The 15,600-nt window shown below is 71.9% G+C and carries 11 protein-coding genes; 6 read left to right on the top strand and 5 right to left on the bottom strand.

What is annotated here, in order from left to right; genetic code table 11:
• Positions 1-2: 2 nt before the first annotated feature.
• The gene (locus HHX31_RS24595; protein ID WP_169950725.1) at positions 3-821 is read right to left on the bottom strand and encodes a DoxX family protein; all 819 of its coding nucleotides are present in this window, start codon (positions 819-821) and stop codon (positions 3-5) included.
• Positions 822-881: 60 nt separating this feature from the next.
• Positions 882-2,486 (bottom strand): MFS transporter, encoded by a 1,605-nt coding sequence (locus HHX31_RS24590; RefSeq protein ID WP_169950724.1) that lies wholly within the window; start codon positions 2,484-2,486, stop codon positions 882-884.
• Between the two features lie 236 nt (positions 2,487-2,722).
• On the opposite strand from HHX31_RS24590, the gene HHX31_RS24585 reads away from it, so the two are divergent.
• Both HHX31_RS24585 and HHX31_RS24580 read left to right on the top strand, forming a co-directional pair.
• Complete coding sequence (locus tag HHX31_RS24585) at positions 2,723-5,071, top strand: AAA family ATPase (RefSeq protein WP_169950723.1); 2,349 nt, start codon at positions 2,723-2,725, stop codon at positions 5,069-5,071.
• A gap of 102 nt (positions 5,072-5,173) precedes the next feature.
• Positions 5,174-6,877, top strand: a complete 1,704-nt coding sequence (locus HHX31_RS24580; RefSeq protein ID WP_169950722.1) for an ABC transporter family substrate-binding protein — start codon at positions 5,174-5,176, stop codon at positions 6,875-6,877.
• A gap of 30 nt (positions 6,878-6,907) precedes the next feature.
• Here HHX31_RS24580 and HHX31_RS24575 read toward each other — a convergent pair whose 3' ends face one another.
• A complete protein-coding gene (locus tag HHX31_RS24575; RefSeq protein ID WP_169950825.1) occupies positions 6,908-8,410 on the bottom strand; it encodes a hypothetical protein in 1,503 nt (500 codons plus the stop codon).
• A 221-nt stretch (positions 8,411-8,631) separates the two neighbouring features.
• Positions 8,632-8,814 (bottom strand): hypothetical protein, encoded by a 183-nt coding sequence (locus HHX31_RS24570; protein ID WP_396711589.1) that lies wholly within the window; start codon positions 8,812-8,814, stop codon positions 8,632-8,634.
• Positions 8,815-8,987: 173 nt separating this feature from the next.
• Here HHX31_RS24570 and HHX31_RS24565 point away from each other — a divergent pair, with 173 nt between their 5' ends.
• The 4 genes from HHX31_RS24565 to HHX31_RS24550 all read left to right on the top strand — a co-directional run bounded on the left by HHX31_RS24565 (position 8,988) and on the right by HHX31_RS24550 (position 14,801).
• Positions 8,988-9,554, top strand: coding sequence for an HhH-GPD-type base excision DNA repair protein (locus HHX31_RS24565; protein ID WP_169950720.1), 567 nt, complete (start codon positions 8,988-8,990; stop codon positions 9,552-9,554).
• Positions 9,555-9,730: 176 nt separating this feature from the next.
• Positions 9,731-11,812 carry a SpoIIE family protein phosphatase gene (locus tag HHX31_RS24560; RefSeq protein ID WP_169950719.1) on the top strand — a complete coding sequence of 694 codons (2,082 nt, stop codon included), beginning with the start codon at positions 9,731-9,733 and terminating at the stop codon, positions 11,810-11,812.
• Positions 11,813-12,031: 219 nt separating this feature from the next.
• A complete protein-coding gene (locus HHX31_RS24555) occupies positions 12,032-13,720 on the top strand; it encodes an RNA polymerase sigma factor (protein WP_311932217.1) in 1,689 nt (562 codons plus the stop codon).
• 160 nt (positions 13,721-13,880) lie between these two features.
• The gene (locus HHX31_RS24550; protein ID WP_311932216.1) at positions 13,881-14,801 is read left to right on the top strand and encodes a hypothetical protein; all 921 of its coding nucleotides are present in this window, start codon (positions 13,881-13,883) and stop codon (positions 14,799-14,801) included.
• A gap of 1 nt (position 14,802) precedes the next feature.
• Here the strand turns inward: HHX31_RS24550 and HHX31_RS24545 are convergent, their stop codons facing one another.
• Positions 14,803-15,552: a YaaA family protein gene (locus HHX31_RS24545; RefSeq protein WP_169950716.1), complete on the bottom strand. Its 750-nt coding sequence runs from the start codon at positions 15,550-15,552 to the stop codon at positions 14,803-14,805.
• Between the last annotated feature and the right edge of the window lie 48 nt (positions 15,553-15,600).

Raw genomic sequence — 15,600 nt, 5'->3', positions numbered from 1 at the left:
TCTCAGCGGGCCGGGGGAGCCTCGGCCCGGCTCTCCGTGGTGGTGTCGTCGTCCCGGCGCGTACGCCGCTGCTTCGGCGCGGCCCTGCGTACCGTCGCGGCCGTGGTCTCATCGCCGGGCGCGTCCGCGGCCGTCCCGGGCGTGGCGCGGTTGGCGCGGGTGGCAGGGGCACCGGGAGTGGTGGAGGCGGTGTCGGCGACGGCGGACCTGGGCGGCTCCGGCGCCCCGGGCGAGGACGGCCGATCCCCGGAGGAGTGATCGGCTCCCTGCGGGACGGCGGGGGGCCGTCCCTGGTGGGACCCGTCCGGGCCGGGATCACCGGGCTCACCGGGCCCGCCTGGACGGGGCGGGCGCAGCGCCGCGATGACGGCGTCGGCCTCGGCGTCGGCGGCGAACTCGCCGGCCGCCTCCGCCTCACGTCGTTTGATCACCACCATGTGGTCGGCCGAGACGCGGCCCGCGCCGTTGACGGCCAGCAGCACGGACGCGGCCCCGAGCGCCACGATCAGCTCGATGTCGCCCCCGGTGAGCGGCAGGCCGGTGTCGCCGGCCGTGAGCACGAACACCGCGAGGGCCTCGGCGAACAGCAGCAGTCCTACGACCGGCACGGCGAGGCCCGCGATCAGCAGCGTGCCGCCCACCAGTTCGGTCAGCATGGTCACCGGCGCCCACACGTGGGGCAGCGGGGCCTGCAGCGCGGTGAACTGGTCGGCCGTGGCGTTGAGGCCGGCTTCGAGCTTCTGCCAGCCGTTGGCGAAGAAGATCCCGCCGACGCCCATGCGGGCGGCCAGCGAGGCGAGGTCGTGCAGGGTTCTCTTCACGGACTCTCATCCTGGGGGGTGGGGGATGACTTGCCCGGACTCTTCCCGCGTGCGCCGCCGTCATGCCAGGCCGGTCCGGTCCCGGACACCGCCGGGCTCCTCCTCGTCGGCGCCGCAATGGGTGGGAGTGTGCCGGGGCAGCAGCAGGGCGACCGCCAGCGAGGTGAGCGCGAGCAGCGCCACGCTGACGACGACGGTGGAGTGCAGGGCGGTGACGAAGGCCACGCGGGCGGAGTCCAGCAGCGCGGCTCCGGCCGCGCCGGCCTCTCCCGCCACGTGCGCGGCCGAGGCGAGCGACTCCCTGGCCTGGGCCATGAGCCCGGCCGGGATCCCGGGGACGGCCCCGAGCGAGGGGGCGTACACGATCGTGGTGATCGTCCCGAGGACGGCGATGCCGAGGCCCGCTCCGAGCTCGTAGGCCGTCTCCTCGATCGCGGCGGCGCCGCCCGCCCGGGCCTCGGGCGCCGACGCCATGATCGTGTCGGACGCCGCCAAAAGGGCGACCTCGACGCCGAATCCGATGCCGACGAAACAGATGGTCAGCATCACAGGATGCTGCTCGGTGCCCCAGCTCAGCACCGGGGTGAGGGACAGCGCGGTGAGGGCGAGACCGCCGCCGACCGTCGCACGCAGCCCGATCCGGCCCAGCACGTGCGCGGCGGTCAGGCCGCCCGCGATGGCCGCGACCATGAGCGGCAGCATCCGCACGGCGGCCTGCAGGGGCGACAGCCCCAGCACGAGCTGGAGATACTGCGCCAGCATCAGTTCCAGCCCGACCAGCGCGAAGATCGCCAGCAGCACGCAGCCAACGCCGATCGCGAAGCCGCGCTGGGCGAACAGCCCGACGTCGAGCAGGGGGGAGCGGAGCCTCCGCTGCCGCCGTACGAACCAGACGAGCAGCGCGGCGCCGGCCAGGAGGACGGCGAGCGCGGGCCCGCGCCCCAGCAGGTGCCCCGATCCCGCCTCCTTCAGCCCGAACGCGACGGCCAGGATGCCCGCGGTGGACAGCGCCGCGCTCAGCGCGTCCCAGGGATGCTCGGCCCGCCGTGGCGAGGCCGGCAGGATCCGTACGGCGAGTGGCAGCGCGACCAGCAGCAGCGGCACGTTGACGAGGAAGACCGCGCCCCACCACAGATGCTCGACGAGGACGCCGCCGATCAGCGGCCCGACGGCCGCGCCCGCGGCGGCGACGGCGCTCCACACGCCGAGGGCGATCGCCCGCTCACGCCGGTCGGTGAACACCTGCCGGATGATCGAGAGCGTGGCCGGCATGATCATCGCGCCCCCGATGCCGAGGAACGCCCGCGAGACGATGAGCGACAGCGGGGTGGCGGCGAACGCCGCCGACAGCGAGGCCAGGCCGAACACCACGTAGCCGCCGAGCACGAACGGCCGCCTGCCGTACCGGTCGCCCAGGGTGCCGAACGTGACCAGCAGCGGCGCGACGACCAGCGAGTAGACGTCGATGATCCACAACAGCTGCACGGACGACGGCTCCAGCGCCGCGGTGAGCGCGGGGACGGCGATGTGCAGCACGGTCGCGTCGACCGCGATCAGGAGCAGGCTGAAGCACAGGAGCACGAGCACCGACCACCGGCTCGCCCCTTGCCCGCGCCGGGTGTCCGCGGCGGGGGCGGTGGCGGGCCCGACAGAAACCATGATCATGTACCGCTCAGTGCTCCTGCCCGAAAATTCCGGCCCGCTGGAACATGCGTGGCAGCTTAGGCCATGGGAAGCGGATCTCTCAGGCCTTCCGGGGATGTGGGGAACATATCGCCGGATCCGCATCGCTCCAGGTGATCAGGCGGGGTGCGGCGACGTGGGTCGTCCGACGTGCCGCAAGGGTCCACCCAATCCGCGCGCACGTGCGGTATAACCGGGGTCGAAGCGGGGAGGCGTCGATGCGGGACTCCGACAAGGCACGGGCGGCGAGCCTCTTAAACCGGACTGCGGCCCGTGATCTGTTCGAACAGGTGCGCTTCCGCTATTTCCGGCTTTCGCCGTTCACGCGACGCGCGCTGTTCGTGGTGCTGCTGATCGCCACCATGGGAGCGGCCGCGGCGCTGAACTGGTCGCTGATGCCCACGTTCATCTACACGTTCCTGGCGCTGTGCTTCCTCGGGCTGGCCCTCAGCTATCCGCGTGCCGCCGCGACCGTGCTCGTGCTCGCCGGGTGGGGCCTGCTGCTGCCGCTGTTCATGGCCGTCTTCGGCGGGCAGTCGCTCGCGCCCGGCCTGCTGATGCTGCTCGGCGCGCTGACCGGTGGCGCCGCCCACCTGATCCGGTGGGTGCCGCCGTGGCTGACGACGCTGATGGCCCTCGCGCCCGCCGGGGTCGTCGCGCTGTCGGTGTCGACGCTGTCGCCGACCGCCGCCCTGTGGGGCGCGTACGGCGTGGCCGCCGCGGTGCTCCTCTACCGCCTGGTGCTGGCCCGCAAGGTGCGGGCGGAGGCCGAGCGGGAGGCGGCGGGCGCGGAGAGCCAGGTGCGGGTGCGCGCCAGGGCGGGCGGCCACCAGCCCGCGGCGGCGGAGACCGGCGCCCCGCCGCCGATCACGGTCGAGCAGGCGCTCGCGGAACTGGAGTCCATGATCGGCCTTGAGCCGGTCAAGGAGCAGGTGCGCGCCATCGCCGCGTCGATTGAGGCGGCCCGGCTGCGCAGGGAGGCGGGCTACACCAACGAGCGGCCGATGCGCCACTTCGTGTTCGTCGGCCCTCCCGGCACCGGCAAGACCAGCGTCGCCCGGTCGCTCGCCAAGATCTTCTACGCGTTCGGGCTGCTGGAGACGCCGTTCGTGGTGGAGGCGCAGCGGGCCGACCTCGTGGGGGAGTACCTGGGGGCCACGGCCATCAAGACCAACGAGCTCATCGACCGCGCGCTCGGCGGGGTGCTCTTCGTGGACGAGGCGTACGGCCTCGTCAACTCCGGCGACGGCCAGCCCGACCGGTTCGGCGCGGAGGCCGTGCAGACGCTGCTCAAGCGGGCCGAGGACGACCGTGACAGGCTCATCGTCATCCTGGCCGGCTACGAGCGGGAGATGAACGACTTCCTCGCGTCCAACCCCGGGCTGTCGAGCCGCTTCGCCACCCGGGTGCGCTTCCCCAGCTACAGCCCGGCGGAGCTGCTGGAGATCACCGAGGCGCTGCAGGAGCGCCGGGGAGACCGGCTCGATCCCGAGGCGCGTCCCGTGCTGCGCCGGCTGTTCGAGGACGTGCACCGCCGGGTGCTCGTCGACGACCTCGGCAACGCGCGCTTCGCCCGCAGCCTCGCCGAGGCCGCCGCGCAGGCCCGCGACGTGCGCGTGGTGAGCGCGGGCGGAGCGCCGCGCGGCGAGGACCTGGTCACCGTCACCGCCGACGACGTGACCAAGGCGTTCAACGAGATCACCGCGCGATACCGCGGTTACCAGGTCACCCCGACCCTGGACGAGGCGCTCGCGGACCTCGACAGGATGGCCGGCCTCGAACCGGTCAAGCGGCAGGTCCACGCGATCACCGCCCAGCTCAAGGTGGCCAGGATGCGGCAGGAGCAGGGCCTGCCGGTCCAGTCGCAGATGCGGCACATCGTGTTCGTCGGCCCGCCGGGCACCGGCAAGACGACCGTCGCGCGGATCCTCGGCCGGATCTTCTCCGCGCTCGGCCTGCTGGCCAGGCCCGACGTGGTCGAGGCGTCGCGGGCCGACCTGGTCGGCCAGCACCTGGGCGCGACCGCGATCAAGACCAACGAGCTGGTCGACCGCGCGCTCGGCGGCGTACTGTTCATCGACGAGGCGTACAGCCTGGTCAACACCGGCTACTCGGGCGGCGACGCCTTCGGGGCGGAGGCGGTGCAGACGCTGCTGAAGCGCGCGGAGGACGACCGCGACCGTCTGGTCGTCATCCTGGCGGGCTACGAGCGCGAGATGGACGCGTTCCTGGCGACCAACCCCGGCCTTGCCTCCCGGTTCAACCAGCGCGTGTCGTTCCCCTCCTACTCGCCGTCCGAGCTGACCGAGATCGCGGAGATGCTCGCCGCGCGGAGCGGCGACAGGTTCGACGCCTCCGCCGCGCGCGACCTCGCGGACGTCTTCGGCTGGGTCTGCCGCGAGGGGCTCATCGACGGGCTGGGCAACGGCCGCTTCGCCCGGTCCCTGTACGAGCGGGCCGCGCTGCGGCGCGACGTCCGCCTCGCCGCGCAGGGGTCGGCGAACGCCGCCGAGCTGACGACGATCACCAGCGACGACGTGCGCAGCGCGGTGGACGAGTTGTCCTGATCCCGTAGGGGAATCCCCAGGGCGCGTGTCCCGATGGCCGACTGCCGTCACTTCCTGCTACTAATCGACAGCGTAGGGTAGCCGGGAGGATCGGAGAGACACGTGAGAGCACGATGGCCGGTTGCCCTGGCCGCCCTGGCCGCTCTGTGGTCCGTCGGCGCCTGCGCCGCGCAGCTGGGGCCGGGTGAACCGGACACGGGGCTCGCCCCCTCCCCGGTCAAGGCCTACGACATCAACCCGCTGGCGCGGGAGAAGGTCAAGGACGGCGGCACGCTCCGGTGGGGCCTCACCGACTTCCCGTCCCAGTGGAACCGCAACCACGTCGACGGCGACACCACCGCCGTCAAGGTCGTGACGGACGCGCTGATGCCGCGCACGTTCCGTTCCGACGCGCGGGGACGGCTGACCATCGACACCGACTACGTGACCAACGCCAGGATCACCGCCACCTCCCCTCGACAGGTCATCACCTACTCGATCAACCCCAAGGCGAAGTGGTCGGACGGCAGGCCGATCACCTGGACGGACTTCGCCGCGCAGTGGAAGGCCATGAGCGGCCGCGACCGCGACTACCGGGTCGACTCGGCCATCGCGTACGAGAACATCCAGAGCGTGGCACGGGGGGCTAGCGACCGTGAGGTGGTGGTCACCCTCGCGCAGCCGTTCAACGAGTGGCAGGCGCTGTTCACGCCGCTGTATCCCAGCACCACCAACGCCACCGCCGCGGCGTTCGACTCCGACTGGATCAACCGCATCCCGGTGACCGCGGGGCCGTTCAAGGTGGATCGCCTCGACGTCAAGGGCAGGACGGTCACGCTCACCCGCAACCCCGCCTGGTGGGGCAACCGGGCGAAGCTGGACGGCATCGTGTTCCGGGCCGTGCGGCCCGACCAGATGGTCCACGCGTTCACCAAGGGGGACGTGGACGTCTTCGAGGTGGGGCCGGCCCCCACCGACTACGCGCGGGTCAGGGAGGCGTGGGACGCCGTCGTACGGCAGGCCGCGGGCACCCAGTACCGCCAGATCACCCTCAACGGGGAGAGCCCGGTCCTGGCCGACGCGCGGGTGCGCGAGGCCGTCGCGGCGGCGCTCGACCGCCGCGGGCTCATGCAGGCGGACCTGAAGGGCCTCGGCTGGCCGGCCGTCACGCTGGACAACCACTTCCTGATGAACACCCAGCAGGGCTACCGGGCCAACGCCGCGGAGATCGGAGCGTACGACCCGGGCCGGGCCGGGCGGCTGCTCGACCAGGCGGGCTGGACGATGTCGGGCAAGACGCGCGTGAAGAACGGCAAGCCGCTCACGCTGCGCTTCGTCGTCCCCGACGGGATCGTCATGAGCGGCGTCGAGGCCGACGCCGCCCGGCAGATGCTGCAGCGCGTCGGCATCCGGGTCGACGTGCGCAAGGTGTCCTTCGACGACTTCTTCGGCAAGCACCTCATCCCCGGCGACTTCGACATCACCGCGTTCGCATACCCGAGCACGCCGTACCCCATCTCGAGCGCCTTCGACATCTACGCCGACGGCGAGAGCGGCGGCCGGGGCGACGACACCGAGTGGTACGCCAACATCGCGCGCAGCGGCAGCAAGCAGATCGACGAGGCGATGTACCGCGCGGGCAGCACGCTCGACACCGCGAAGGTGCCCGGCCTGCTCAACGAGGCCGACCGGCTGGTCTGGAAGAAGGCCAACGTGCTGCCGCTCTACCAGTGCCCGCAGGGCGTGGCCGTGCGGTCCGCGCTCGCCAACGTCGGCGCCAACGGGTTCCACGACCTCAGGTACGAGGACATCGGCTACGCCTCCTGAACGGCGGGGCCGCCCGGCGCGGGAGGAACGTCAGGTGGGGGGTTCGTCGGGGATGTCGGCGATGTCGTCCAGGGCGGCGGCCAGTTCGCCCGGGTGGTCGCCGATCCGCTCGGCGATCTCGATGAGGACGTGCAGCACGTCGTGCCGGTCGTGCCCCAGGTCGATCAGGCGCTGGGCGGCGTCCCACAGCTGCGGCGGGTCGCCCGCCCACAGCCGCCCGGCGATCTCCTCGTGCCAGGCGAGGTGCTCCTCCAGGTCCGTACGGCCCAGCTCGCCGGCGTGGTCGATCTCCAGCAGGATGCGCCGGTCGGCCTCGTCCGCCGGGTTCAGCAGGTCGAGGTTGGTCGACCCGCGCATGCCCTGCAGTAAGGGGAACGCGAACGCGCGCCTGGCCAGCGCGGACAGGTCGCCGTCCGGCAGCAGCCGTTCCACGAGAGAGCGGTCGAGCCCGAACGTGGCCGGGTCCCGGTAGGCCTCGGTGAACCGGGCGGTCGCCTCCCAGACCGCGTCCAGCGTGGCCCGCACGCCCTCCTCGGGCAGCCCGATCCGGGGGCCGGCGAAACGTACCCACGCGGACAGCACGTGCGGCATCGCGTCCTGCTCCGCCGGGGTGAGCAGGACCTTGCGCGGCAGCCAGTCGAGCAGGAACGTCTCGCACTTGGTCGGGCTCACCCGCATCGGCCGGCCGAAGTCCTGGTCGCAGCCGTAGTCGATGATGTGGTCGGCGCACCGGGAGGCGGCCGAGGGGTCGGAGAGGTTCTCCGCCGCGTCCGAGGCGAGGAACTCGGCCGCCAGCATCGCGCGGCGGTCGCGGCTGTAGGGCGCCTCCGTGTGGGCGGGAGCGGGCCGCATCCGGCCGGGCGGCAGTGCCTTGATGCGCGCCCGCGCGAAGGCGTGGTAGGCGCTGTAGCTGTCGCTCACCGGCTTCGGGCCGGTGCGGCCGTGCGCGGCGGTCCCCGTGGCCTTCATGGCGAACTCCAGCAGCGCCCGCGCCTGCTGCGGCTCCAGTTCCTCGAAGCGCAGCAGCGCGTTGCCCGCCGCCTCCAGCCTGGCCTGCTCCAGCAGCTTGTCGACGTGGGACGACACCCACGCGTCGCGGGCCATGCCGCCCATGTTGTAGTCGACGACCACGACCAGCGCGTGCCGGTCCTCGCCGTTGTAGGCGAAGGTGCACACCACGGTGTCCTGGTCGCCGTACACGTCCCTGGAGACGTAGCAGCCGGTGGGTTTCACGGCGCCGACGCGGTCGGCCCAGCCGGGCCTCGCGACGTCGGACTCCATCAGCGCGAGCGCCGCGCCCTCCGCCTTGGCCGCCTGACGGGCGGTGCCGAGGTAGGCGACGGAGACGAGCAGGGTGAGGGCGGCCGGCGTGCCCGCCTTGGCGGCGTAGTCCACCAGGCCCTCGCCGAGGATCTGCTCCACGTCGCCGCCGCGCAGCCGCCTGCCCCACCAGGCGCCGAGCATGTCGGAGACCATGAGCTCCGCGTCGAGCGGACTGCGCACGGCGAGCAGCTCCCTCGCAGCCAGCAGCATCTCCGCGAACACGTCGTCCGGCGGCTGGGTCTCCCGGGGATCACGTCGGCGCCGGCGACTCACGAGATCTCGCTCCGCTCGCTCACGGTCACCACCCTCTCGCATTCCCGCCGTGAACGGCATCAGGAACACGGTGCGGTGACTTCCCCGTTATCTGCCGCTCCAGCCTTGCGGGCCGGGGCGGCACGGGGCGACGGCCGTGCGGGACGTCGTGCGCCGCCTCACCTCCGGGAAGGCGGCGCCGAGTTGACGAGACCCAGGAGGCGTTCCCTGGCGACCCGCTCGGCGATCTCCGGTGTGACGTCGAGGCCCAGGTGCTCGCCGCACGCCCAGGCGTCGGCGACGCAACGGGACACGGTGGACAGGGGGACGGTCAGGAATTCCGCGGCCAGACGTTCGGACACCAGATCCGCCGGTTCACGGAGACCCGGCTCCGGTGATGGGCCGCCACTGATTCGTGCTGCGAGTACGGGCATGGACTGCATTCCTCGCTGAATGGGGACCTGCCGCCCTTTATTCCACCTCTTTCCCCGGCGGTGTCAACCCTTGGCGGGCCACCGCGTGGGAAGCTTGACCCATGCGTATCCGGCTCGCTCAGGATCCCGAGGCCGACGAGCTGCTCGGCCGCAGCCCTCTCGCGCTGCTCGTCGGCATGCTGCTCGACCAGCAGGTGCCGCTTGAGCGGGCCTTCGCGGGACCGCGCGTGATCGTCTCCCGGCTCGGCCATGACCTGGACGCGCGTGAGATCGCCTCCTATGATCCTGACCAGTTCGCGGCACTGTTCGCGGCGGCGCCCGCCGTTCACCGGTATCCGAAGGCGATGGCTGCCCGCGTCCAGGCGCTCGCGGCGTATCTCGTTGAGCACTACGACGGCACGGCCGAGAAGGTATGGGAGGATGTGCGCGACTCGGCCGAGCTGCTGCGCCGGCTGCTGGCTCTCCCCGGATTCGGCCGGCAGAAGGCCCAGATCTTCCTGGCCCTGCTGGGCAAACAGTGCGGCGTGCGCCCGGACGGCTGGCGTGAGGCGGCCGGGCCGTACGGCGAGGAGGGGGTGCACCGGTCGGTGGCCGACGTCGTGGACGCCGAGACCCTGCGGCTGGTCCGCGCGACCAAGCAGGAAGCGAAGCGGGCGGCCAAGAAGTAGGCCGGATGTTCCTCCGCGAGGCACCGGTCTTTGACAGGATGCGTTGACCGCATGGCGGGCGGGGCTTCCGTCCGCGTATGCCGATCGCCCATGATGTAGGGCAGATCTGCGCTACCAATCACAGTTATGGAGATGTGCCTCGTGGGAGACGCTGGCACGCGACGGAGGTGCCGACCATGAGCGCCGAAACCTCCGTGCCCCGGCCCCGGGAGCCCGGTTTGGACATATCAGACTCCGACCTCTTCAGAGGCCTGATGTCGGAGGCGCCGTTCGCCTTCGCGTTTTTCGATCCGGATGGGTGTTTCGTCCGGGTCAACTCCACCTTTACCGAGCTGACCGGCCACCCTGTCGAGCTGCATCTTGACCGCCGCCCGGCCGAGCTGCTGCCGGCCGACCTGACCACCCTGATCGAGGCGGCGCTGGGCCGGATCGCCGGCGAGGCGCTGCCGATCACCGACCAGCGGATCAGGACCCGCGCGGAGAACGGCGACAGCCGCCACTGGACGGTGTCGTTCTTCCCCATGCACGGCGACGACGGCGTGATCGGGACCGCGCTCTTCGGGGTCGACGTGACCGAGCGGCAGCAGAACGAAGAGGTGCTGGAGCGCAGCGAGGAGCGCTACCGCTCGCTCGTGGAGTCGCAGCAGCAGCTGGTGTGGATCAGCTCGCCCAGCGGCTCCGTCGTCGAGGACGCGCCCCAGTGGCGGGCCATCACGGGCCAGGGCCTGGAGGAGTACCTCGCGCACGGCTGGCTGGACGCGGTGCATCCCGACGACCGGCCAGGCACCGAGGAGGCGTGGCGCGAGGCGCTGCGCGGCCGGACGATGTTCGAGTGGAGCTACCGGGTGCGCACCCGGGCCAGCGGCTACCGGCACTTCGAGGTCAGGGCCGTGCCGATCGTCAGGCACGGCCGCGTGGTGGAGTGGGTCGGGGCCAACACCGACGTCACGCCGCAGCGCGAGGCCGAGGAGATGCGCGGCCGCCTCACCGACCAGCTCGGCGCCGCCGCGCTGCGCACCGCCCGCCTCCAGGGCGCGACCGCGCAGCTCGCCGAGGCGCTCACGGTCGAGCAGGTGGTGCAGGTCATCATCGACGTCGGCCGTACGGCGCTCGCCGCCGACCACTCGTCCGTCGCCCTGCTCGACCCTGACCGGGGCACGCTGAAGGTGATCAACAGCGGCGGCACCCCGGACGCCCCGGGTGAGGACATCGACCTCGCGCAGCCCAACGTGATGACGATGGCGGTCAACAGCCGCCGCCCGCTCTTCGCCGAGTCGCCCGACAGCCTGCGCGCCCAGCTCGTCGAGGCCGGCGCGGAAGAGGCGCGGATCTCCGGCTTCCTGGCGAAGACGGACGAGCGGGCCTGGGTGGGCCTGCCGCTGCTCGCGGCCGGGCGGGCGCTCGGCGCGCTGCGGTTCTCGTTCACCCGGACCCAGAAGATCTCGCAGGAGGACGGCGTCTTCCTGGAGGCGCTGGCGGGACAGTGCGCCCTCGCGGTCGAGCGGGCCACGCTGTTCGAGCGGGAGCACAAGACGGCCGAGACGCTGCAGCGCAGCCTGCTGCCCGAGCGTCTGCCGGTGGTGCGCGGCCTCATGCTGGCCTACCGTTTCCGCTCCGGCTCACGCCACGTGCAGGTCGGCGGCGACTGGTACGACGCGTTCGTCCTGCAGGACGGCCGGGTGGCGGCGGTGGTGGGCGACGTCATGGGCAAGGGCGTCAAGGCCGCCGCGGGCATGGGCAGGATCCGCAACGCCATGCGGGCGCTCGCGCTGACGAACCCGCCGCCGGCGGCGGTGCTGACCGGACTCGACCGCGTCTTCGAGGCGACCGAGGAGGAGGAGCAGGTCACGACCCTCGCGTACATGGTCGTCGAGCCGGGGACCGGGGAGGGCACGCTGGCCCTGGCCGGTCACCCGCCACCGCTGCTGGTCTCGCCGCAGGGCGTCGGCCTGCTGCACGAGAGCGAGCCGGGCACCCCGCTCGGCTGGGCCACGAGCCGCAAGCAGGGCAGGTTCCGCGTGCCGCCGGGTCACACCGCCGTCCTGTACTCGGATGGCCTGGTGGAGAACCGCAAGCGCGGGCTGGACGCCGGACTCAGGGAGCTTTCGTCCGTTGTGGCCGAGGCACCCGAGGAGGTGCTGAACAGTCCGAATATGCTGCTCGATTTCCTGGTGGACCACATGCTGTCCGGGTATGAACAGGACGATGATGTAACGGTCCTCGCGGTCCACGTCCCACCGGCCACGAAGAGTGACTGAATGAAACAGTCATAACGGTTGCTTTCGGGTATCAGTGACCTCCTTCCGTACGCACTAGTGTCTAGGTCGGCCTAGGGTGGAGGGGCAACCCGGCGGGACGCGGCCGTATCACGTGTCGTGGCGTGCCACAATGGCATGTCGCGGTCTGCGCGACCTCACCGCCGGAAAAGAAGAAGCACCTGGGTCCATTCCCGCCATGCGTTCGTTCGAGAGGTGTTCGTGTCGCCTGCAAGTTCGACTCGCTCGAAGCCGTCGGAGCTGAACGAGCCAGTGATTCAGCAGCTCCTCGAGCGTGGGCGCTCGCAGGGTTTCCTCGAGTCCGAGGATGTCCGCAAGGCCTTCGAGGAAGCGGACATCCCGATGTCGCAAGCCGCTGGATTCCTGCGCAGCCTCAGCAAGGAGGGTGTGACCGTCGTGGTGACGGCCGCCGACTCCGCGGCTCCCAAGCGTTCTCGAGGTCAAGCCAAGCGCCGCACCACCGCGCCCGTCAAGAAGACCACCAAGTCCGCGGCGGCCAAGGAGTCGCAGCCGGAGACGGTGACCGCCGTGGTCACCGACTCCGCGCCGGCCGCCAAGCCGCAGGCGAAGAGGCCTGCCCCGGCCAAGCCCGCGTCCGCCGCCAAGCCGGCCGCGGCCAAGGCTCCTGCCAAGCCGGCTCCGCCGAAGAAGGCCGCGCCCGCCAAGCCGGAGGCCCCCTCCTCGGGGCCCGAGGCCAAGGCGCCCAAGGCCGACACCAAGCCGAAGTCGGCTGACATCGCCGAGGACGACGAGGACATCGACCTCGAGGCCGACGTCGACATCGAGGACTTCGACATCGAGGTCGAGGACGTCGAGATCGAGGCCGAGGCGGAGACCGAGGAGACCGAGACGGAACCCGAGGCGGAGGCCGAGGGCGAGGAGCCCAAGGCCGAGGTGCTCGTCCAGTCCGAGGACGAGGTGCTGATCCTCACCGACGACGACGACGACGCGCCCGTCGCCCAGGTCGCGGCGGCAGGCGCCACCGCCGACCCGGTGAAGGACTACCTCAAGCAGATCGGCAAGGTGCCGCTCCTCAACGCCGAGCAGGAGGTCGAGCTCGCCAAGCGGATCGAGGCCGGCCTGTTCGCCGAGGAGCAGCTCGGCCAGGAGGCCGACAACCTGCCCGTCGACGTCCGCGCCGAGCTGGAGTGGATCGCCGAGGACGGCCACCGCGCGAAGAACCACCTGCTGGAGGCCAACCTCCGCCTCGTGGTCTCGCTGGCCAAGCGGTACACCGGCCGCGGCATGCTGTTCCTGGACCTGATCCAGGAGGGCAACCTCGGTCTGATCCGCGCCGTCGAGAAGTTCGACTACACCAAGGGCTACAAGTTCTCGACGTACGCCACGTGGTGGATCCGGCAGGCGATCACCCGGGCCATGGCCGACCAGGCGCGGACCATCCGCATCCCGGTCCACATGGTCGAAGTGATCAACAAGCTGGCCCGCGTCCAGCGGCAGATGCTGCAGGACCTCGGCCGCGAGCCCACTCCGGAGGAGCTGGCCCGCGAGCTGGACATGACGCCCGAGAAGGTCATAGAGGTGCAGAAGTACGGCCGCGAGCCGATCTCCCTGCACACTCCGCTGGGTGAGGAGGGCGACAGCGAGTTCGGCGACCTCATCGAGGACTCCGAGGCCATCGTCCCGGCCGACGCCGTCAGCTTCACGTTGCTGCAGGAGCAGTTGCACTCCGTTCTCGACACGCTGTCGGAGCGGGAGGCGGGCGTGGTGTCCATGCGGTTCGGTCTCACCGACGGTCAGCCGAAGACCCTCGACGAGATCGGGAAGGTCTACGGCGTGACCCGGGAGCGGATCCGCCAGATCGAGTCCAAGACGATGTCGAAGCTGCGCCACCCCTCGCGTTCCCAGGTGCTGCGCGACTACCTGGACTGACGCACGACGTCGATCGTCCCCCCGGCCGCATTCGGCCGGGGGGACGATTACGTTTACACCGCCGTAACCTCGCGGTAGCGCCACAGGAAGGTCGGCGCTCCTAGGCTCCCGCCTCATGGGAGTGATCGAAGTGGATCGGGCACGTGCTCGGGGGCCACGCGTGATCCCGGACCGCCCGTGGGCGGACATCATGCTCGACAGGGCGGTCGAGGCCGTCTGCCGGGGCGACCTCGGACCGGCCGCGGCCGTCCTCGCGGACAGCAGGGGCGATCCGGAGAAGCGGTCGCTCCGGGTGGAGGCGCTGTCGCGGGCCGTCATGGGGGCGAGCCGGTCGATCGAGACGCTGCTCGCCTACGACCAGGGCAATCCCGACCTCTGGCTGTGGCTCGGCAGGGCCCGCCTGGAGGAGGCCTGGGAACTGCGGCCCGACGTACGGGCCAGAGCGGTGCAGGCGGACCGGCTGCGCGCCTACCAGTCGGCGATGGAGCAGGCCAGGGAGCCGCTGCTGCGGGCCGCGGCGTTCGCGCCCGGCGACCCCGTGCCGTGGGAGTGCCTGATGTGGCTGGCCGTCGGGCTGGACCGGCCACGCGGCGACAAGGACGCGGTCTGGTACGAGTGCTCCCGCCGCTGGCCGACGCTGTACTCGGGGGCGGTGGCCCGTCTGATCACACTGTCGCCGGGCTGGGGCGGCACCGCCCAGGAGATGCTCGCCTTCGCCCGCTCGGCCGCCAGGCACGCCCCCGAGGGCAGCCCGCTGCCCGCGCTCGTGCCGCTGGCCCACTTCGAGATCGTCGCCGCGGGGCGCACGCCCATGTCGCGGGGCGGCTGGTTCTCCTTCGAGGTGCAACGCGAGATCGTCTCCGCCTCCGCCCACTGGTCGGAGCGCCGCCTCGGCGGGGCGCACCCACGGGCGATCGAGGCGCACAACGTCTTCGGCGCCGCGTTCTATCTGTCGGACCTGCGGCGTCCGGCGCGCGGCCACCTGGCCAGGACCGACGGCCGCTTCAGCAGACTGCCCTGGTCGCACCTCGGCGACCCGGGACAGCACTACCGCCGGGCCTGCTCCCGGCTCAACGTCTGACTCACTCGTCCACGATCACGTCGAGGGTCCGCGGCCGTCCCCGGCCGGCGGACACGCCGGGCTCCACCCGGTGCCCCAGGCTGGTGAGCAGGTCGGCGAGGTCGCCGGCCGTGCGGGGCCGGTCGGGGGTCTCGACGAGCGAGCGGGCGACCGCGCCCCTGGTGGCCTTCGCCATGTGGCTGACGACGGTCCGTCTTCCTGCCGCCTCTCTCAGCACCCGTACGGCCACGCCGCGTTCGCCGGGCTGCCAGGCGGCTGCGTACGTCGCGGACCGCATGTCCACCACGAGACCCTTCGTCGCGTCGAGCACGGCGCTGATCGACGGCCGCCAGAACGCGGCAAGGCCGCCCATCGGCGGCAGCCGTACGCCCATGGACAGCCGGTACGGCGGCACGCGGTCGGAGGGGCGCAGCAGGCCCCACAGCGCCGAGAACACGACGATCCTGCGGTCCGCCCGCCGCCGCGCCTCGGGGGAGAGGGTGGCCAGGCCGAGGTTGTCGTACAGCACGCCCGTGTAGAGGGCGGAGACGGGCAGCGTGCGCGCCGTGGGCAGCGCCAGGTTGCGCTCGATCTCGCCGGTCTGCCCGTCCGAAAGGCCGAGCACGGCCTGCGCGTCGGAGGAGCGGCAGAGCGTGACGAGGGCGTCGAGGACCTTCTCACGCGGGGACGCGAGGTCGGGGAAGCTGAGCCGGCGGACGGTGGAGGTCCCCCGCTCGGCCTTCCCTTCCGACGGTGGCAGCAGGATGAGCACGATTCCGCAGCCTACTGGCCCCCGACCGGGGGGTTCTCCCCGGTCGGG

It is taken from the genome of Microbispora sp. H11081, from assembly GCF_012999535.1.
Classification (GTDB): Bacteria; Actinomycetota; Actinomycetes; order Streptosporangiales; family Streptosporangiaceae; genus Microbispora.
The sequence above is the reverse complement of the archived record's forward strand: the minus strand, read 5'-3'. Positions and strand labels throughout refer to the sequence as shown.

Bases quoted from the DNA above. Each gene is read 5' to 3' on its own strand.
- HHX31_RS24560 (WP_169950719.1), top strand. From the start codon at position 9,731: ATGAGCGCCGAAACCTCCGTGCCCCGGCCCCGGGAGCCCGGTTTGGAC.
- HHX31_RS24590 (WP_169950724.1), bottom strand. From the start codon at position 2,486: ATGATCATGGTTTCTGTCGGGCCCGCCACCGCCCCCGCCGCGGACACC.
- HHX31_RS24565 (WP_169950720.1), top strand. From the start codon at position 8,988: ATGCGTATCCGGCTCGCTCAGGATCCCGAGGCCGACGAGCTGCTCGGC.
- HHX31_RS24575 (WP_169950825.1), bottom strand. From the start codon at position 8,410: ATGCTGCTGGCTGCGAGGGAGCTGCTCGCCGTGCGCAGTCCGCTCGAC.
- HHX31_RS24585 (WP_169950723.1), top strand. From the start codon at position 2,723: ATGCGGGACTCCGACAAGGCACGGGCGGCGAGCCTCTTAAACCGGACT.